We start from the raw sequence: 20,739 nt of genomic DNA, 5'->3' as shown, positions 1-20,739 counted from the left end.
TTATTAGCGTTAAAACGAGTAAGGGTACTTTACAACTGTAGAGTACCCTTATTTTATTACTATCTTGTTTTATCAATTGTCTTCTCCTATTTTAATTAAAAAAAGTAATGTCGTTCCTTTTCCAATAACACTTGTCAACACTAATTTACTATTCAAAATATTTAGTCTATCCTCAATATTATTTAATCCCATTCCTCTTCGCGTAGTATTTAAATCAAACCCATTACCATTATCTTCAATACTTACTTCAACTAAACTTTCCGTTTTATACTTAAATGAAACATAACAGTTTTTAGCATTAGAATACTTCTCTACATTGTTTAATGCTTCTTGAATAATTCTATAAATACTGATTCTATAACGATGTGAGAAGTTTTCAAACTCTATTCTTGGATCTATAAAAATGTCAAACTGAATAGCTTTATTTCGATTTTGTAATAAAACCATTTCCTCAATAAGTTCTTTAAAATTGTTGGCAAACAATTTCTTTTCATTAGATAGTGCAGAGGAACTATTGCGTATAAACTTTTCGACATCTTGCACTTCTTTTACCAATAAATCTCTTGTTATTTCCATATTTTCCTCTTCTAATTGCATAAGAGAGAAACGCGTTACAAATAACTTATTTAACACACCATCTTGTAATTCATTTGCTATAATTTTTCTTTCAGCTTCTTGCACTTTAGCCACTGCATTCTGATGATCAATTATTGTTTTATAATAGCGCTCTGTATCTCGTTGATACATTTTTATTGTTGCTATTTCTCTTACTTTATTCTTAATTGAAAAACCAATTACAACAATCAACACAAATGAAATTACCATAAACGCTATAATAATTATTATAGCTTTCTGATTATGTAATTTATCATTGACCTCAAGTAATTTATCCGCTTCATATTTTAAACGAGCAAATTTATCTCTAACAATAGATTTCTTCTTTTTTACTATATTATCTAACTCTAAATACTTTCTGAAGTTATTTTTAGAATCTTCAGTATCATATTGCAACAACACAGTAAGCACTTCTCTTTGAATATCATAATCGTCAATCTTTTGTGCATTTTGTAGAATCCTTTCTAAAATAGTATTCGCTGTAAAATATTCATTTATAGCAAAATAATATTGAGCCAACAAAATATCTGTTCGTATTTTATTCTTAATATAATTATATTTTACATTTAAATCTAAAGCCTCCTTGATGTATCTTAATGCTAATTTATTTTCTCCTTTAGCTAATTTTACGACAGCAAAATTGTAGATCATATTTACATATGACTCTATACTTTCCTCTTTCTCTAAATCTTTATATTCATTAAGAGCCATAGTTAAGATTTGTTCTGCTTCACCAAATTGAGTTTTTCTAATATGAGCAATTGAGAGATAATTATAAATATCAAGGCGTTTTAACAACAACTCTTTGTCTGAAAAATATTCTTTTAATTCTATTGAATTACTTAAGTCGAGTGCTTTTTTAAAGCGAAAAAGTGCTTCTGTATATTGTTCTAATCCCAAAAGAATTTTTGCATACAAATATTCTTGATTAAATAAATCATAAATAGAAACGGTAGAAGTATTTAAAGAAATTACCTTTTGTATTTGATGCTCTGCCTCAGAAAAAACACCTCTATCTACTAAAATACTACTTATTATAAAGGTCATTTTTTGCTGATTTGCTGTGTCTCGCAACCTTTTATAACTGTATTTTGCTTGATTAAAATAATAATAGCTACTGTCTACTAAATAATTACGATCAAAATACTCTCCTAATAAATAGTAGCTATTTGCAATTCCTTTTGTGTCTTCTGCTACTTTTGTATATGTAGCATATAAATCTACAAACTTTTTATCTGCATCTGTTTGCTGTATATAAGTCGCTAAGAACTTTCTATTGTTTGGTGTATTTTTTAAATGTAAAATAAAGTTATCTAATGAATCTCTTTGAAGTTGAGACATATTATTCCTACTCAGACTATCATAAACCGTAAGAAAGTGCTCTTGTTCTTTACTAGTCCAATCGTGTATTGGTGTCGATTTTGTACAGCTAACCCCAATGAGTAGTGCAACAAATACCAAAAACATACTAAAAGAAATATTTCGAATAAACATTAATTAACAACAAGTAATAAAATAATATTTTTATAATAAATTCTGCAAAGATATAAGATAATAGTATCCTACCATACCTAATTTTTATCTACGGTGCTATTTTAAATAAAAGCAATATAGCTTATCGCATTTAAACTGCTTTCTACTTCTCAAACAACATTAGAAACTACAAGTATATTTCTTTTTTTTAACTTCAATATATCTATTTAAGATACAAAAAAAAACAATATGTGTTTTCATTTTATTTAAATATCTTTCACTCCGTTTTTTTTAGAACCACTATCTAATTCCTATTACAACTTATGGCACATCGATTATATATCTACAATGTTTCTTTAGATCAGGACTTTTATGACGAATCTTTAGTGGGGGAATGGAATTATGTGATTCCTCTTTTCTTCTTACCTCTTTTTGCACATCCACTTGCTAAAAGTGAGCTAAAGCAATTCGGGTTTAAATCGTCTAAAGACCTTTTTTTTAACGTAAAAGAGGCATTGCCTTTGTTTGAGAAGTTTCACCTGTGGATCCAACAGCAAGTAGATCTTATTCCTGCTACTGATCAAGCAAAGTATCTTCAGTCGTATGAGCGACAATTGTACTATTTTCAAAACTTGCCTTATGACTATTTCCGCTTAGATGGAACGGATGTGTACAATATGAATGAGGAAAGTCATAAAAAACAGGCACAGGCATTCTCGGCTGAAATTGCCTTGTTCACAGAGGAGTTGGCTAATATTATAGACCTTGAGTTAGATAGTGAACACATCAATCGCGGAGTTATTGGTCAGTCGTATTTCCCGTTTTCTACATTTGAAGAATACCTCAACAACGACAATGCTAACTTTGGTTGGGATTGGTTAGAAATAGCGTTTGAAAAAGATTACGACTACTTACAATATGAGGAGAACGAGTTGTATGGACTAACAACTTTTGACAACAAAAAGATAACTGAGGCTGTTTATGGATATATAGGTGAGTTTACAGAGGCTAATTTAGCTATTATTCAGCGTGATGAGCTATTTGGTTTTATAGATAAAACTGGTGTGGAGGTTGTGAAACCTTTGTACTTTGATGTGGGAACTGCGCAAATTGAATACTTCTTTGACGAGCAAGGCAACGAAGATACAAGCCGTACGCTTATGGTGGCTGCAGTGTGTCAAGATGGGAAATGGGGACTTCTAAACTTGCTTTCTCACACTTACTTGATTCCTCTTGCGTATGAATTGGTTGAGTTCTTATACCCGTATTACTACAATGTGTACAATGGCAGTCACTACGCAGTGTACAACTTTGCAGGAGAACAGCTTATTCCGTTTAAAGGCGACTCCCCTTTTGAATATCACTACACTTATTTCTGCACTTCTATGGGAAATAAGCGCGATTTTTATAGTAGATCTCATCACTACTTAGGCAAGTTTGCTTATGAGGATGTGAGAAATAGCGATATTGAAAACCACTTACTTATACCGTCTGAGGTTAATTCGAAATTACACAATTTGATTACGTTTGATGGAGAATTGGTCTTGGAGAGTATCAAACACGTACAATATGTTACGAATGAATGCGTCATCGTGTACACCGACAAGCTAAAGGGGATTTACAACCACCTGAAAGCAAAATATGTTTTAGAGCCAATGAACTGTAAAATAGATACGTATATAGACTATTGGATGAACCTTGGCGCTGGACAATGTCACGTTTCTCATGGCAAGAAGAAAGGGATTTTTGATGCTATTGAAGAACGATGGATTGTACCGTTTACAACAATTGACGTGGTTAAAATACTAACCAACGGCTTTGCTGCTACTAAACTCAAAGACAAGTGGGCATTGCGTCTAATTTCACTCCCTGATCAAGAGCCTATTTATGAGTACGACTTTATTACAATGCACAACTTGGAACAAGACATCGACACTATTGTATTGTACAAAGACAATGCGGTGTTTACTTGTAACAACCACGAAATACAAACAATAAGTACGCATCATCTACTGTTGTTAGCGGGTAAATTGCGTTACGACTCTAATGGTGAAGTCGGATTGTTTAATCCGTATTTTAATGAGAAAACACAGGTTTTAACAGCTGAGGACTATGCACAATTAGAACCTTACCAACTTAATGCTGTTAAGGATTATTATACTGATCACAGCTTTGATGAACAATATGAGGCGTTGTTATTAATGGCTGAGGCAGTGAACAATAGCGAACTACTTCAAGAGTTAGGATACCGCTATTTAACGGAAGACGACTATATCGATTACAACAAGGCTAAACACCTTTTTGAATTGGCAGCAACACATGATAACCCGTACTCAGTGACCAACTTAGGTTATATGTACGAACACGGTTTTGGAGTTGAACAAGATATACACAAAGCAATTGAATATTACACCCAAGGTGCAGAACTTGGCAATAATACCAGTTATAATAACTTAGCGCTAATCTACTATTATGGAGCTACTGGTTTGGAAAACGACTTCAATTCGGCTATTCACTACTTCAAAAAAGTAAATATAAAAGAATACGAGGTTTGCAATTACCTTGCAGATTGTTACTACTTGCTTGGAGAGTATAAAAATGCTATGAAATACATCAAGGAGGATATGAAAAACAACGACAATATTGGTTCGTTCCTCTTGGGTAGAATGTATTGCTACGGTTATGGCGTAAAACAAGATGGCAAGAAGGCTATTCCTCTTTTAGAGAAAGCATTACAACAAGCGTACAACATTGCTATTTTAGATTTAATTGATATCTACGCTAAAGACGAGGAGAACAAAGACCCAGAGAAGTTAGCTTATTACATTGCTCTGGCTAAAGAGAAGGAGGTTGAACTACCGGAAGAATACAAAGAAAAGAGCTTTCTAAAAAAGACGTTAGGCAAATGGTTTAAATAGTACTACCCTTTTTTAAAAGGGATACAACATAAAAATACCCCAAAAAGTATCTTACTTCTTGGGGTATTTAATTTATTGAGAGTATGGTAGCTTTTGTAAGCGAATACTAAACCACCTAATATTCTATTGTATTGGCAGATTAAATTCCTAAAAACTTAAATGCTTTAGCCTCTACTAACTTATCGTTTGAAAGACCTGCATATTGTTGACTTTTAGAAACATCTAACTTCTTAACGCTTGCTTTTTCGCTAAAGTCAATTGCTTTTAAATCTATCCACATTGGTGTTAATGACAGTGGATCTTCGTAGTAATACACTAAGTTCTTTTGGTCAGACACTGTTCTCCATTTTGTTGAAGATAAGTTTGGTTCCCCATCAATGTGAACACCATAAGGCACAGAACAGTTTCTAATCACACTAAACGTAGCTCCTAAAGCAACTTTAATATCATCTGATTGTGTTACTGCCGTTGCATAGTACTTCGCTCTTGCAAAACGATCTTCTGATCTACCTGTTCCTGGTAACACTTTATTTCCAGGTAAATAGCTGATATAATCATTGATTGCTAATTGCTTGTCAAACGTAGGCGAGTTCGTTACTACAGTGTACGATGCATCGTGATATACTTTCAACTTCCCGTCGATATACTCAAATACTGCACTGTCTCCTTTTGCATCAGAAATCGTTAAGTGAACTGTTGCCAATGACGTTCTTCCTGGTGTATTAGCTGTCACAACAACTACTGGGTTTTTCTGTAAATCAACCACTGCCTCTTCAACAGTTGCATAATTGTCTAAAACATACTGTGCCCACATAGCTAAGCTAATTCCCTTGTCTTTCCCTTGCGGGTTATACTCAGGATATTGTGATTCTACTAACCATAAGATATTAGACACTAACCCTTTTTCATTCATTCCATCTGTTGTAGCTAAGTCAAAAGCAGAAGTAACAACACTTCCATATTTTGCTTTCCACTTTGCAGATGCTTTACCTACTTCTCCTTGGCGTTCAATACCTCTTGGAAACACCCATATATTTGGCATAATCTCCTCTTTCCAGTCCATCGAACGAGCCGTTAGAATTGTATTATTTGGTCCTTTGTACACTACTCTGGTACAAGCCTCTGCTTTTGGTATCATCACAAAAGCACCACAACACATCAAGATTGTCGCTACTGTTTTATGTATTCTTTTCATTATTTATCGTTTTATATTTTGATTAGTATTACAATATTTAGGCCATTTCTATTTCCTTGTGAAAAATTATTGACCTAACCCACGTTTATAAGTATCCAGTGCACGAATACGGGCTTCTTTATGGTCAACTATCTCATCCCAATACTCACCTTTTGCTATTTCAGGTAACCATTTTTTGATATACCTATTTTCTTTGTCAAACTTCTTAGTTTGCTCACTCGGATTAAATATTCTGAAATAAGGAGCGGCATCACACCCACATCCTGCTGCCCATTGCCAATTCCCATTATTAGCAGACAAGTCATAATCCAACAAATGTTGTGCAAAGTATGCTTCTCCCCATCTCCAATCGATCAACAGGTGTTTTGTTAAGAAACTCGCTACAATCATACGCACTCTATTATGCATAAATCCAGTAGTATTCAATTCACGCATCCCTGCATCGACAATAGGATAACCCGTGCGCCCTTCACACCAAAGCTTAAACTCCTCCTCGTTATTTCTGTACTGAATATTCTCGTACTTTGGTTTAAAGCAGAAGTTTTCAATCTGAGGAAAGTTAAATAATATCTGACTAAAGAAATCTCGCCAAATCAATTCAGACAACCAAACATCATTGTGTTGTAATGCAAAAGCTACACACTTTCTAATTGATATTGTTCCAAACCGCAAAGCTATTCCTAAATGTGTTGTCCCTTCTATCGCGGGATAATCTCGATGTAAGTGATAACTGTCAATAAGTGTTTCATTTAACGAGGGAATAGCAAACTTATACCCTGTTGTTTCATAACCTAAACTACTCAAAGACGGAATAGTTGTGTCTGTTGTATATAAGTTATCACTTGACAACTTCGGTGTATAATTATACAAATCTTGTTCTCCCAACTTACTTCTCCACATCTTAGCATAGGGCGTGTAAATCTGATAAGGAGAACTATCTTGCTTTAGAATCTCATCTCCTCTAAAAATAACGTGGTCTTTAAACCCGTTAAATGCTATTTCTTGCTCAGCTAACAAACTACCAATCTCCTGATCACGGGCAATTGTCTTTGGCTCGTAGTCTTCATTATAAAAAACACCTTGAATGTCAAATTGTTTGATCAACGAACAAAAAGCTTCCTTTACAGTAGAGTGAAAAAAGGTTATTCCACTCTTGTATTGCTTTAAAAAAGCGTTTAGTTCTGTCAGTACTTGGTGAATATAATCAACTCTTCTATCTGCTTTGTTAGGAAACTGTTTTAAAATATCCTTGTCAAATATGAAGATAGGCAATACTTTATGGCTGCTTTGAACAGCATAATACAAAGCTTTATTGTCCTTTAATCTTAAATCTCTTCTGTACCAACAAATGACTACTTTTTCTTTTTGATCCATTGTTTTTATGTTATTACAAGTCAAAAATACAACACAAATAAAAAAGGATTAAATTTTTCACCCTCTTTATGACCTAAAGATACGCGAAAAACCTAATCCTTTATAAAAATATATAAATATGTTGTATGCTAAATCACATCTATTTTAGTATGCTCCTATTAAGCCCATCCAACTTGTACCAACGACTAAGTAAACAGCTAATAATAATACACCAATAATAAATCCATACATCCACCATGTTTTCAATTCAACATATCCACTACCAAAGAATACTGGAGCCGGACCGTGACCATAGTGAGTTAATGTACCGTAGATAGATCCCATAAAACCTAACATCATTGCTAACAATACTGGAGGAACACCTAACGATATACCTACACCTAACAAAGCTGCGTACATTGCCGCAACGTGAGCAGTAGCACTCGCAAAGATATAGTGACTAAAGAAGTACACAATGACAAGAATTGGGAAAGCATAATGCCAATCCATATCTCCCATCTGACCTTTTACTAAATCACTAAACCATCCGATGAATCCTAATTTGTTTAATGAACTTGCCATCATTACTAATACGGCAAACCATACAATTGTATCCCAAGCACCTTTCTCTGCTTTAACATCTTCCCAAGTTAATACAGAAGTTAACAATAGAATTGCTAAACCAATGAAAGCAGTTGTAGTAGCATCAATTTTAAATAAATCACCTGTAATCCATAAAACTAAAAGAATAAGGAATGTGATTAACATTAAAATTTCTGATACTGATAATTTCCCCATTTCTTTCAACTTCTGAGCAGCCATTTTAGGAGCATCAGCTGTTTTCTTTAATTCTGGTGGAAATATCTTATACAAAACAATTGGTGTAATGATAAAAGCAACCAATCCTGGTACAAAACCAGCTGCTGCCCAAGACATCCAACTAATATTAACCCCCATATCAGCAGCAAACTTCTGACACATTGGGTTACTTGCTGTACCTGTTAAGAACATTGAAGATGCAATCAAATTCATGTAATAACAGTTTAATGTCAAGAAAGAACCTAATTTTCTATGAGTTTCTGGTTTAGAAGCATCAGAACCAAAATTGATAGCCATAGATTTCATAATTGGATAAATAATACCTCCTCCACGAGCAGTATTACTTGGAATAGCAGGCGCTAACACTAAATCAGCTAATCCTAATCCGTACGCTAATCCTAATGTACTTTTTCCAAAAATACGGATAAAGATAAAAGCAATACGATTTCCTAATCCTGTTTTAATAAACCCTCTCGCAATAAAGAAAGATATACCAATTAACCAAATTACTTTATCTCCAAAACCACTTAAACTTAAAGCGATTGATTTACCAGGATCACCTGGCGCTAACAATTGGAAAAATGCTGTTAAACCGACTGCCAACATACACATTGTTCCCATTGGGGCAGCCTTTAAAATAATTCCTAAAATCGTACTTACGAATATGGCAAATAAATGCCACGCATCCGGTGTTACTCCTTCTGGAATTGGACAAAACCATAGTAGCACTCCCACTACTAACGTTATCCCTAAACTCTTGATGTTTACTTCTTTCATCGCTAATTATATTTAGCTTTTATAAAAATCTACATTGTAATTGAAGAAATGCAAGATTTGAATTGTATGTCTTACTATTTTCAATATTATGTTTGAAATTATCAATCTGCATACCTGCTTGAATTCTTACTCCATAGTTTTTCAATACTTCTAAAGTAAGCATTGGAATCCAAGTTTGTCTTGCATTTGAATTTAATGTACTATTTTCATCTAAGTACTCATAGCGACAAGCAAATTCAATTGCATGAAACGTTTTAGCACCTATTTCATATCTAATATTGGGAACAAAATAAAAACTTTTTACTTTATAATCATCAATTTTTGACGTTAAAGTTGGAACGCCATCTACAATTGATGCATTTAAAGCTTTAAAATATTGTTCGTGGTTAGTCGCTTGTTTTGCCTCTGTTTGAAAATCAATACTCCAACGCTCTGTAATCGGAAGTTTTGCTGTTGCCTCAACTCCTACTGCATACGCTTTTTCTTTATTTACTTCAGCAATACCACCACTTACACCTACATTTAAGTTGTGTTTTTTATCAAGATTAAACAATAATCTACTCGAGTAATTTTTACCGTCGTCATTATCTGTTTTATTCTTACCATTACCATTTGTTACAGAGAAACCGTAGCTCATTGGTACATCTCCTAAATCAACACTACCTGTAATCGCAGCACCAACCTGGAAACTTGTCCATCCTAATCTACCAAAAGTATAGTAAGAGTTTGTATAGTCTATCGATCTAAGTACATCCACAGGCATTGTTTCTTCCATACCAAATAATGGTCTAAACTGTCCTACTGTAATTTGTAAATAACGATTTACAGTATATTTAGCAAACGCATTCTCTAATACACGAGTACTTACATCTTTTTGTTTGAAGTCAGCAAAGTTAGCTAAAGCAGTAACCTCTAAGTTTTTAGTAACTTTAACTCCCATTGACACCCTCATTCTCTTAACGTCAAATGTATTGTGCGTTCCACTTCCATCACTATGGTGTAAACCATCAATATCAACGTTCTCTTTAAAATTCGCTGAAAAACGAGATTGAAAAACACCTCCTACTTTAAATTTAGGAAATTTCTCGTCTACAGGATTCAACACAATTTTTTCCTCAAATACGGCAACTGTATCAGTTTCAACCTTTTGAGCGAAAGATACCGCGGTACAGCATACTGCTGCACCGACCAATACCTTAAGTTTTAATGTATTATATAGATTTACCATATAAAATCTTTTATTTCTTAAACTTTAAAAAACTTGCACGGTTGTACTCGTAGTTCATTCGTGCAATGTTAAGAACTGAGATTCCCTGTGGACATTCAACCTCACAAGCTTCCGTATTTGAACAGTGTCCAAACCCTTCTTCATCCATTTGTGCGATCATACCTAAAGCTCTCTCTTTTCTCTCCTCTTGAGATTGTGGTAAAATAGCCAACTGTGTAATCTTAGCAGACGTAAATAACGCCGCACTACCATTTTTACACGTTGCAACACAAGCACCACAACCGATACACGCTGCAGAATCAAACGCCGCTTCAGCAGTAGCGTGAGATACTGGAATTGTATTTGCTTCAGGAGCTTGTCCTGTGTTTACAGAAACGTATCCTCCAGCAGAAATAATACGGTCAAAAGCACTTCTATCTACTTTTAAATCCTTTTTCACTGGGAATCCATTGGCTCTAAACGGCTCAATCATTACAGTTTCTCCGTCTTTAAACTCACGCATATGTAATTGACAAGTAGTTGTGTTCTCTAATGGTCCGTGTGCGTTTCCATTAATTACAACACCACATTGTCCACAAATTCCTTCACGACAATCGTGATCAAATTCGATAGGAGCTTCTTTATTTACAATTAACTTTTCGTTTAAAGTATCTAACATTTCTAAGAAAGACATATGTGGGTTCACATTATCTAAAGTATAATCTACAAGTTTACCTTCAGCTTTGCGCCCCGCTTGTCTCCATATTTTAAGATGCAGTTTCATAGACTAATAATTATTTATAACTACGGATAGTTGGTTGTACGAATTCAAATTTCAACTCTTCTTTGTTCAAGATTGGCTCTTTGTCAAGTGATCCTGCCCATTCCCAAGCGGAAATAAATTGGAACTCTTCATCATTACGTTTTGCCTCTCCATCTTCTGTTTGAAACTCTTCTCTAAAGTGAGCTCCACAAGACTCATTTCTTGTTAAAGCATCATAACACATCAATACACCGATTTCAAGATAATCTGCTACCCTTCCTGCTTTCTCTAACTCAGCATTCATTGTATCATTTTCCCCAGGAACGTTTACATTTTTGTAGAATTCCTCTCTTAATTTCTTGATCTCTTCAATCGCGTATGTTAATCCCTCTGCAGTTCTTGCTAAACCACAGTAGTCGTACAACAATTTTCCAAGTTTTTTATGGTAATAATCTACCGACTTGTCTCCTTTAATTTTTAATAGACCTTCCAGTTTCTCTTGTGATTCTTTAACCACTTTATCAAACTCAGGGTGATCTGTTGAAATTTTACCTACTCTAATTTGATCTGCTAAATAGTTAGCAATCGTATAAGGAGCAATAAAATATCCATCTACAGAAGCCTGCAATAAAGAGTTAGCACCTAATCTATTTGCTCCGTGATCTGCAAAGTTTGCTTCTCCTAAAGCGAATAATCCAGGAATAGTAGTCATCAATTCATAATCTACCCATAATCCACCCATTGAGAAGTGGGCAGCAGGTGAAATCATCATTGGTTCTTTGTACGCGTTGATACCTGTAATCTTTTCGTACATTCTGAATAAGTTACCGTATTTCTCAGCAATTTTTTCTTGTCCTTGCTCTCTAATTGCTTTAGAGAAGTCTAAGTAAACTGCATTTTTCAAAGCTCCTACTCCGTATCCAGCATCAATTCTTTCTTTTGCAGCACGAGATGAAATATCACGAGGGGCTAAGTTTCCAAATGCAGGGTAACGACGCTCTAAGTAGTAATCTCTTTCTTCTTCTGGAATATCATTAGCAACTCTTGTCTCATCAAGTTTTTTAGGAACCCAAATACGACCATCATTACGCAATGACTCAGACATCAACGTTAATTTAGACTGATAATCTCCTGATTGAGGAAGTGATGTAGGGTGAATCTGAGTCCAGCTTGGAGAAGCAAAGAAAGCTCCTTTTTTGTGTGCTCTCCAGATAGCAGAACCATTACATCCCATTGCTAAAGTAGATAAGTAATAAATTTTACCAAATCCTCCAGTAGCTAAAACTACAGCGTGAGCTGCGTGTTTCTCAATTTCTCCAGTTTCTAAGTTACGCACTACAACTCCTCTTGCTTTTCCGTCAATAACAACTAAGTCAAGCATTTCGTGAGATGAATACAACTGAACTGTCTTTTTATTTACTTGGCGCATTAACGCTTGATAAGTACCTAAAAGTAATTGTTGTCCCGTTTGTCCACGTGCATAGAACGTTCTACTCACCTGTACTCCACCGAACGATCTATTATTTAAATATCCTCCATATTCTCTACCAAAAGGAACCCCTTGTGCTACAGACTGGTCTATTAAGTTTAGAGAACATTCTGCTAAACGATATACGTTTGCTTCACGAGCTCTAAAGTCTCCTCCTTTTAATGTATCCATAAACATACGGTAAACACTATCACCGTCGTTTTTGTAATTTTTAGCAGCATTCACCCCTCCTTGAGCTGCAACAGAGTGCGCACGACGTGGAGTATCTTGGAAACAGAATGACTTAACATTATATCCCATTTCACCTAAAGATGCCGCAACAGAACTACCTGCTAAACCAGTTCCAATTACAATAACATCTAATTTTTTTCTATTCGCTGGGTTTACCAAACGAGCAGTTTTTTTATAGTTTGCCCATTTATCTTCTAATGGACCTTGAGGTATTTTTGCATCTAATTTCATCACAACAACGTATTAATTAGTTAAATAAATATAAATTGGCATTAAGGCAAAACCTGCACATATTACGATAGAATAAATAATACCGAATACATTAACCCAACGTACATACTTAGGGTGGAATAATCCAAGTGTTCTAACTCCACTTGTAATTCCGTGAATTAAGTGGTAACACAACGCAATCATTGCGATTACATAAAGTACTACCAACCATAATTGTTGGAATGCAACCCTAACAACTTCGTATAAATCTTTGTTCCCATTTGCATCAAGCGTGATAGATCCAAATTTATATACATACCAAAAGTTTGCAAAGTGCATTACAAGGAAAATAAGAACAATTGACCCAAGTACACCCATACTTCTGCTGTACCATTTACTTGCTCTACCTCTATTATCCTTTTTATACGATCCACCTGCTGCCTTATTTTTCATTGTTATTATCAACGCATATACTGCGTGTCCGATAATAGACAAGTAAAGAATATAGGAAACAGCCTTAACTAATGGATTTCCTGTTAAAAAATGAGAATAAGCATTGAAGCTTAATCTTGCCTCTTCTGGCTCTAAAAATAATTGTGTATTTCCCAAACAATGGATTAGTAGGAAAAAACACAAAAATAATCCTGTCCCAGCCATTACAATCTTACGTGAGAGTGTGTTCATTTTGATAACTGTTTAAAATAAATAAATGCTTTAATTTTATCTTTCTATATTTTCAAGCTGTAAAATTAAAAAGTAAAAAACACCAATTAAATGATAATTATCACCACAATTTCATATGTTTAAACTTTTTTGTTTTTAACATTAAAAAATACCAAAAGAGTAATAGAATACTTTCCACAAATAAAACTATCAAATAATTTTAACAAACAACGCGTGTTTTAAGTAATATTTCAGATAATTTTAATTTATAGAATCAATATAAATAACCACATACATATTCTATCGTTTAGCAATTAATAAATAATCGTGCCAAACTCTTTTTTTATACCGTAAAATCGCCTCTTCCCAAGCCTTTAATCTCAATTTATTTTCAATCTAATTTACCTCGCTTACTTCTTTCTTTTTTTAGTTTTTTTTCTTCTAAAACTACGTTCTTAAGTTTACTGTTTCTAAGAACATTACAATACCCTTATTGGAGTAATCACAAAACACCTTTTTTTTGTTTTTTTCCCTTTTAATCGGCATGATTCCGTTATAAAAAACACCGTTCTTGTTTCTATGTTCCAAAAAAAATTAAAAACATTGTATGTCTTCCTATTTTTTAAGTTATTGCAATGCTATTATTAAATTGTAAATGATATGATTTGCCTTCTTACTTCTGCCGACTTGCCTCAGGCTATCACGGTACTTCAAACTGTGAAGAAACATATGATTGAACAGGGTATTGACCAATGGGATGAAGCGTATCCTACTCCAGAAATACTGGCAAATGACATAGTGAACAAACAGGCGTTTGCATACTTCGAACAGGATAAGCTTATTGCTTATATGGTTTTAAATGAGTTATGCGATCCGGAATATGATGATATACAGTGGCAATATGCTCCTCCTTTTTTAGTGATGCACAGACTTTTTGTTTGTCCATCGCAACAAGGAAAGGGTATCTCGTCTAAAATGCTGGCTTTTGTGGAGCAATACGCTAAGCAACAACAATACAACAGTATTCGCTTTGATACGTATGCTAAGAACCCAACGGCAAATGCAGTATACACGAAGAAAAACTACCGCTTTGCTGGTACAGTAACTTTCTCAAAAGGACTGTTTAACTGCTTTGAAAAACAACTATAATCGCCAAATAGTACAAAAGGCAGACAATTTGAATACGCCAAAAATACAAGCATAAAAAAGAGAATATACACAGCAAATGTATATTCCCTTTCTCTTATATAACAGTGTACAAATTACTGCTCATCTCTTTTATACTCGCGCTTTCCTGATAAGTTTGCTCCTGACGTATTGCTCAGTTGTAAGAAAATTAAACTTGATAATACTGTCAATAATCCCATTACTAAGAACGTGTATCTAAATACGGCAATTCCATCTCCTGAAATTCCTACATCGCTGTTTTGAAATATCATCAAGAACATAGCAGATAACGAAATTCCCAAGCTAATTGCTAATTGTTGGGTTACAGATAACAAGCTGTTTCCTTCACTTGAGGTTTCATTGTCCAAATCTGCCAGTGATATCGTGTTCATTGAGGTAAATTGAACGGCGTTAAAAGCACCATTCAACGCCATTAGTATAATAATTACCCAAAATGGCGTGTTCTTCGTAATAAAGAAAAATACCGATATCAGTAGCCCAAGGCAAACCGTATTGGTTACCAAAGTTCTTCTATAACCAAATCGCTTTACAATTGGCACTACAAAGTTACGAGAGATAAGGTTTGAAAGCGCTTGCGGAATCATCATTAACCCAGCGTAAAAAGCAGAATATCCATACCCTACTTGTAATAATAGTGGCACCATTAACGGCATTCCTCCTATTCCAAAACGTGTTATCAAGTTACCTACTAAGCCTACTCTCAACGTGGTAATTTTAAACAAACTCAACGCGATAATCGGTGCTACTGCTCGTCTGGCGTGGTATATGTAGCCTATAATAAAACTGATTGCCAAAACAAATAAGAGTAACAACTTAACCACAGACATCTCTGGTGCGTTCCATCTTTCGATAACCAAAGTTAAGAATGTCAATCCCCCACTCAACATCACCCAACCCCATAAATCAAACTTTCCTACTTTGTTGGTGAAGTTTGGAATAATTGAGCGCGCTACAATTACAGCGATAATTCCAACGGGTAAATTGATAAGGAAAATCCAGTGCCACGACAACTTCTCTACTAAAAATCCCCCTGCCGTTGGTCCTAACATTGGTCCGACTAAAGCGGGAATAGTAATAAAGTTTATCACTTTCAGCAATTGGTCTTTCGGATAAGCGTATATCAGTGTTAATCGCGCTACTGGCACCATCATCGAACCGCCTATGGCCTGAAATATTCGCGACATAATCAACTCGTCTAAATTGCGTGAAAGCGAACAAAACAGTGAGCCTAAAGTAAACAAGGTTACGGCTAAAATGAAGATGCGCTTGGTTCCAAACCTATCTGCCAGCCAACCACTCAGCGGTATCAGCAAGGCAACCGTAAGTGTGTAGGACACAATAACACTCTGCATTTCCAATGGCGACTCGCCTAAACTCTTGGCAATAGAAGGTAGTCCTGTATTTAGAATTGTACCGTCTAATGCTTGCATAAAAATTGCCAAAGCACCTAACCACGGTAAATATTTTTGTATTCTCGGATCTTTTATAACTCCTGCCTCCATATCTTAATTCTCTTTTCCGGTTTATAACAATTGACGAGTAACATCCGACTTGTTTAAGCAACAAATAAACAGCCCTTTACGGCTGGGCAACGCAGAAAAACAAAATCGTACAAAGTAAACAACCTCCCTGTTTTCCTTTGTTTATCACTCGGTTGCAAAGATAAGACAATCACAGAAAACAGATAAAAAGTCCCATTTTCAACTTGACGTATTTTCGTGTTAAAATTTATGTCATTACTTTTTACAACCTCCCTTTTATCGGAGATATGTATTTAATATCTATACTTTTTCAGTATTTGGTAAATCTGCCTCTTCAATCCAATTATTTATCATTTCTCGCCCTTGTGTTGTCATAAACGACTCGGGGTGAAACTGAATTCCTTTGATATTGTACTCTCGATGTGCAATGCCCATTACCACACCCTCTGTACTTAAGGCAGTTACCACAAGTGGATCCGCAATTGTCTCTTTGTCTAATGCCCAAGAGTGGTATAATCCAACCACAATAGGCGATGTTAGCTGTTGAAACAACACCTCCTCTGTTTGCAAAGTTAGTTTGCTTTGTTTTCCGTGATAAACCAAAGGTAGATTAACTAAAGTAGCCCCAAAATACTCCCCAATAGTTTGGTGACCAAGGCAAACCCCAAGAATGGGTTTAACGCCTTTAAAACGCGTAATAATGTCAAATAAGATAGGATAAGAGCGAGGAACATCAGGTCCTGGCGACAGCACAATCTTGTCAAAGGTGTCTAACTGGTCTAAGGTAACTTCGTCATTTTTTAAAACAGTTATTTGACAATGAGGATTTTCGTCAAATAGTTGGTATAAATTGTACGTAAACGAATCGTGGTTGTCTATTATTACAATTTGTTTGGGCTGACTCATAAACAATTTTGTACTTTTGAATTTTAAATTTGACTTGATTATTATGCCGCTCAAAGATACGATTATCTCACAAATGAATACACTTGGTTCTGATAGAAAACCTTTTCTATTTATCCTGAGTTTTGACGGTAATCACGGCTTGGTAAAACCTTTGGAGGACATTAGTGCAAACGAGGTGCTTTTTGACTTTAACGGCGTAACTAATGCTGATATAAATACCCCAACTGCTACTGTGGCATTAGAGGCTAATCCGCTTTCTTTTGAGGCGTATAAAGAGCAATTTGACTATGTACACCACCAACTTCAAATTGGCAATTCGTACTTAACTAACCTGACAATCCAGACTCCAATTGCCCTAAAGGGTACATTGCAAGAGGTATTTTACAGTACAAAAGCAAAATACAGATTATGTGTAAACGAACAATTTGTATGCTTTTCTCCTGAAATATTTGTGCAAATTAAAGCTGATAAAATCTTTTCTTTTCCTATGAAGGGAACGATTAAAGCCGACTTACCTAATGCGGCGGAACAGTTGTTAAACGATGAAAAGGAAACAGCGGAACACTACACTATTGTTGATTTAATTCGCAACGACCTAAACATTGTTTCTAAAAAAGTAAAGGTAAAGCGCTTTCGTTACTTAGACCGCTTGGAAACCTCTAAAGGGGCTATTCTACAAATGAGCTCTGAGATTTGTGGCGAACTAACGAGCGATTGGCATCAACGCATTGGTGATATTTTTAACAGCTTACTCCCTGCGGGTTCTATTACGGGGTCGCCTAAGGAAAGTACGGTTAATATCATACAAACGGCTGAAACATATGAGCGCAACTACTACACGGGTATTTGTGGTTTATACGACGGAAAGTCTATTGACAGCGCTGTGATGATTCGCTTTATAGAGAAACAACAGGATAACTACGTGTATAAAAGTGGCGGCGGAATTACCTCATCAAGTGAGGTTAGAAAAGAATATGAAGAGCTGCTACAAAAGATTTATATTCCTAAGTAAATAATTTATCTGGAGCTAAGTTCTCCCTTTTTTCAAAAAATAAAAAAAACTTAATCCTATATACCACAAGGTTTATAGGAGTTTTATACGTACCTCGTACCACACATCTACCACATTAGTACCACACATCTTCGAGAAATACCCCCTATTTCCTAAGTAATGTGGGATTTGAGTGGTAGATGTGTCGAACATGGTACGTTTAAAACTACTCTAATTCTCTCTGTTTAGATGAATAAGCTAATGTTGCCTTAGTTTCTATCGTACAACTTCCCCTATCTTTCCTTTTTTTTTACTTTTTGAGTTATATCTCTTAAAAACAATATATTACAGCAATTCTCTCAATTTTCCCCCCTTCTATCACAACGGACTTTATTATATTCTCAACAAATACAAAAAAAAGCAAGATAATCCATTGTAAAAACACAGAATACTAACAACAACACACTCATTCATAGCAATTTAATTTTTATTCTATACTTACTTTTGTGTATATTACGCTTACCAAAAACTAATTAAGAATGAAAGATTTGTATAAAAAAATCGGTGAGCTTCTCATCGAGCAGGATTTCAATGCCCTGCACGATCTAAAAATCGAAAAGCCCGACTACTTCAACTGGGTACAGGAGGTGTATGAGGATATTCACGTACAAGAAACGCCAGACAAAACGGCTTTGCTATGGACTGATGGTGAGGTTACGCATCATTACACCTTTAAAACACTTTACAATAGATATAACCAATTGATTAATTTCTTGCGTACGAAAGGTATTCAGCAAGGAGATGTGGTGCTGACACAAATGATGTTGCAACGCATTAACTGGGTAACGCATTTAGCGGCTATTAAAGCGGGATATGCGCTATCGCCTGCTGCAAGTATTTTGGGCGTACAAGACTTGGCTTATCGCTTTGAAAAGATTATGCCTAAGGTAATTCTTGCTGATAGTGATAACGTTGAAAAAATAGATGAAGCTGAACGAGTTTCTGGGGTAAAAGTACCGGTTAAAATTATTGTTGACGGACAACTTGAGGGTTGGTATCCGCTTACTGTGATTGATGAGCAACCGACGGAAAGCGAAGGGGCTAAAACAAAGCCAGATGATACGCTGTTTATGTTCTTTACTTCTGGAACTACGGGAATGCCTAAAATTGTTTGTCATACCCAATTAAGTCAGCCTTTGGGACACTTAACAACAACGGCTTGGATTGGGGTTACGAAAAACGATATCCACTATAATATTTCTCAACCTGGATGGGGTAAATTCGCGTGGAGTAGTTTGTTTGCTCCGTGGAATGTTGGGGCGACTATCTTTGCTTTTCACACTAAAGAGCGCTTTAGTGCGGCAAAAACATTGTCGCTAATTGAAAAATATAAGATTACTACTTTGTGTGCACCTCCAACGGTACTCCGCTTTTTTATTCAAGAGGATTTGAAAAAGTACAACTTCAGCTTGAGACAGTGTGTTGCGGCTGGGGAACCTCTAAACCCGGAGATTATTGAGGAATGGAAAGAGGCAACGGGTATTTTAGTTAGGGATGGTTTTGGACAGACCGAAAGTACGTGTATGGTAGCGAATTACCCTAATGCTAAAGTGAAATATGGCTCAATGGGAAAACCTACTTTCTTATACGATATTGTGATTGCGGATGAGGATGGTCGTGAAGTACCTATAAACGAAGAGGGAAATATTTGTGTGCGCACAAACACCACTCAGTTAAACGGAATTTTTAAAGAGTATTTATACGATAAGGAGAAACAAGCACAGGTGTTTAATCACAACTTGTACTATACGGGTGATAAAGCTTATAAGGATGAAGATGGTTACATCTGGTTTATTGGAAGGGATGATGATGTTATCAAAGCGTCAGACTATCGAATCGGACCGTTTGAAGTGGAGAGCGTACTGCTTGAACACACGGCTATTATTGAATCAGCAGTAGTGGCAAGTCCACATCCTGTCAAGGGATACGAGGTTAAAGCCTTTGTGATTATCAATGATACAGCAACGGCTTCTAATGAGTTGGCACAAGAGATATTTGCGTTTAGTCGCCAAAACTTAGCGCCTTATAAAATGCCGCGAAAAATAGAGTTTGTTACTGAATTACCGAAAACGGTGAGTGGAAAAATCAAACGGGTAGAACTGCGAGCAATGCAAGCAGAACGCATTGCTAAGAAACAGGTGGTTCCGATGGAATTTGACTATGTGAAATAAAAACAAAAGAGGCTGTCTCCAATAAGAAGACAGCCCCTTTTCATATTAATTATTTATCACTTACTTTTTCTATTCCGTTGTATTGACCTTGTGGTCCAGGTACAACTGCTTGCTTTTAGGCCACAATAACTGTTGTTGTTATCAATAATAACACAAGTACAACTACTGCTTTCTTCTTCTATTTTTCTTGTTCTTGCTTACAAATATATCCAAATTAGAAAAAAATATA

General features: G+C 35.4%; 14 protein-coding genes. 4 read left to right on the top strand and 10 right to left on the bottom strand.

All coding sequences use genetic code 11. From position 1 onward, the window contains the following. Window positions 1–72 precede the first annotated feature (72 nt). Entirely contained in the window at window positions 73–2,082 is a 2,010-nt protein-coding gene (locus tag BLT46_RS04720; RefSeq protein WP_176770724.1) for a tetratricopeptide repeat-containing sensor histidine kinase, read from the bottom strand. Window positions 2,083–2,411: 329 nt separating this feature from the next. On the opposite strand from BLT46_RS04720, the gene BLT46_RS04715 reads away from it, so the two are divergent. Then, a complete protein-coding gene (locus BLT46_RS04715) occupies window positions 2,412–5,006 on the top strand; it encodes a tetratricopeptide repeat protein (RefSeq protein WP_090407000.1) in 2,595 nt (864 codons plus the stop codon). Window positions 5,007–5,145: 139 nt separating this feature from the next. Here the strand turns inward: BLT46_RS04715 and BLT46_RS04710 are convergent, their stop codons facing one another. From BLT46_RS04710 to BLT46_RS04680, 7 genes are all read right to left on the bottom strand, one after another. Beyond that, a complete protein-coding gene (locus BLT46_RS04710; protein WP_090406997.1) occupies window positions 5,146–6,201 on the bottom strand; it encodes a linear amide C-N hydrolase in 1,056 nt (351 codons plus the stop codon). Between the two features lie 66 nt (window positions 6,202–6,267). Continuing rightward, window positions 6,268–7,575: a cryptochrome/photolyase family protein gene (locus tag BLT46_RS04705; RefSeq protein ID WP_090406994.1), complete on the bottom strand. Its 1,308-nt coding sequence runs from the start codon at window positions 7,573–7,575 to the stop codon at window positions 6,268–6,270. A 144-nt stretch (window positions 7,576–7,719) separates the two neighbouring features. Continuing rightward, entirely contained in the window at window positions 7,720–9,150 is a 1,431-nt protein-coding gene (locus BLT46_RS04700) for an anion permease (RefSeq protein WP_090406991.1), read from the bottom strand. Between the two features lie 19 nt (window positions 9,151–9,169). Continuing rightward, the gene (locus BLT46_RS04695; RefSeq protein ID WP_090406989.1) at window positions 9,170–10,378 is read right to left on the bottom strand and encodes a porin; all 1,209 of its coding nucleotides are present in this window, start codon (window positions 10,376–10,378) and stop codon (window positions 9,170–9,172) included. 10 nt (window positions 10,379–10,388) lie between these two features. Then, the gene (locus BLT46_RS04690) at window positions 10,389–11,141 is read right to left on the bottom strand and encodes a succinate dehydrogenase/fumarate reductase iron-sulfur subunit (protein ID WP_090406987.1); all 753 of its coding nucleotides are present in this window, start codon (window positions 11,139–11,141) and stop codon (window positions 10,389–10,391) included. A gap of 10 nt (window positions 11,142–11,151) precedes the next feature. Next, the gene (locus BLT46_RS04685) at window positions 11,152–13,071 is read right to left on the bottom strand and encodes a fumarate reductase/succinate dehydrogenase flavoprotein subunit (RefSeq protein WP_090406984.1); all 1,920 of its coding nucleotides are present in this window, start codon (window positions 13,069–13,071) and stop codon (window positions 11,152–11,154) included. 12 nt (window positions 13,072–13,083) lie between these two features. After that, complete coding sequence (locus tag BLT46_RS04680; protein WP_090406981.1) at window positions 13,084–13,734, bottom strand: succinate dehydrogenase cytochrome b subunit; 651 nt, start codon at window positions 13,732–13,734, stop codon at window positions 13,084–13,086. A gap of 639 nt (window positions 13,735–14,373) precedes the next feature. Here BLT46_RS04680 and BLT46_RS04675 point away from each other — a divergent pair. Further along, the gene (locus BLT46_RS04675; protein ID WP_090406977.1) at window positions 14,374–14,862 is read left to right on the top strand and encodes a GNAT family N-acetyltransferase; all 489 of its coding nucleotides are present in this window, start codon (window positions 14,374–14,376) and stop codon (window positions 14,860–14,862) included. 113 nt (window positions 14,863–14,975) lie between these two features. Here the strand turns inward: BLT46_RS04675 and mdtD are convergent, their stop codons facing one another. Both mdtD and BLT46_RS04665 read right to left on the bottom strand, forming a co-directional pair. Next, window positions 14,976–16,403, bottom strand: coding sequence for a multidrug transporter subunit MdtD (gene mdtD / locus BLT46_RS04670; protein WP_090406974.1), 1,428 nt, complete (start codon window positions 16,401–16,403; stop codon window positions 14,976–14,978). A 279-nt stretch (window positions 16,404–16,682) separates the two neighbouring features. Further along, window positions 16,683–17,288, bottom strand: a complete 606-nt coding sequence (locus BLT46_RS04665; RefSeq protein WP_090406971.1) for an anthranilate synthase component II — start codon at window positions 17,286–17,288, stop codon at window positions 16,683–16,685. 43 nt (window positions 17,289–17,331) lie between these two features. Here BLT46_RS04665 and BLT46_RS04660 point away from each other — a divergent pair, with 43 nt between their 5' ends. Both BLT46_RS04660 and BLT46_RS04655 read left to right on the top strand, forming a co-directional pair. Beyond that, a complete protein-coding gene (locus BLT46_RS04660; protein WP_090406969.1) occupies window positions 17,332–18,300 on the top strand; it encodes an aminodeoxychorismate synthase component I in 969 nt (322 codons plus the stop codon). A 518-nt stretch (window positions 18,301–18,818) separates the two neighbouring features. Further along, on the top strand, window positions 18,819–20,510 hold the full coding sequence (locus BLT46_RS04655) for an acetate--CoA ligase (protein WP_090406966.1): 1,692 nt from the start codon (window positions 18,819–18,821) through the stop codon (window positions 20,508–20,510). Window positions 20,511–20,739: the final 229 nt, after the last annotated feature.

Source organism: Myroides phaeus (genome assembly GCF_900099675.1).
GTDB classification, from domain to species: domain Bacteria; phylum Bacteroidota; class Bacteroidia; order Flavobacteriales; family Flavobacteriaceae; genus Flavobacterium; species Flavobacterium phaeum.
The sequence above is the reverse complement of the archived record's forward strand: the minus strand, read 5'-3'. Positions and strand labels throughout refer to the sequence as shown.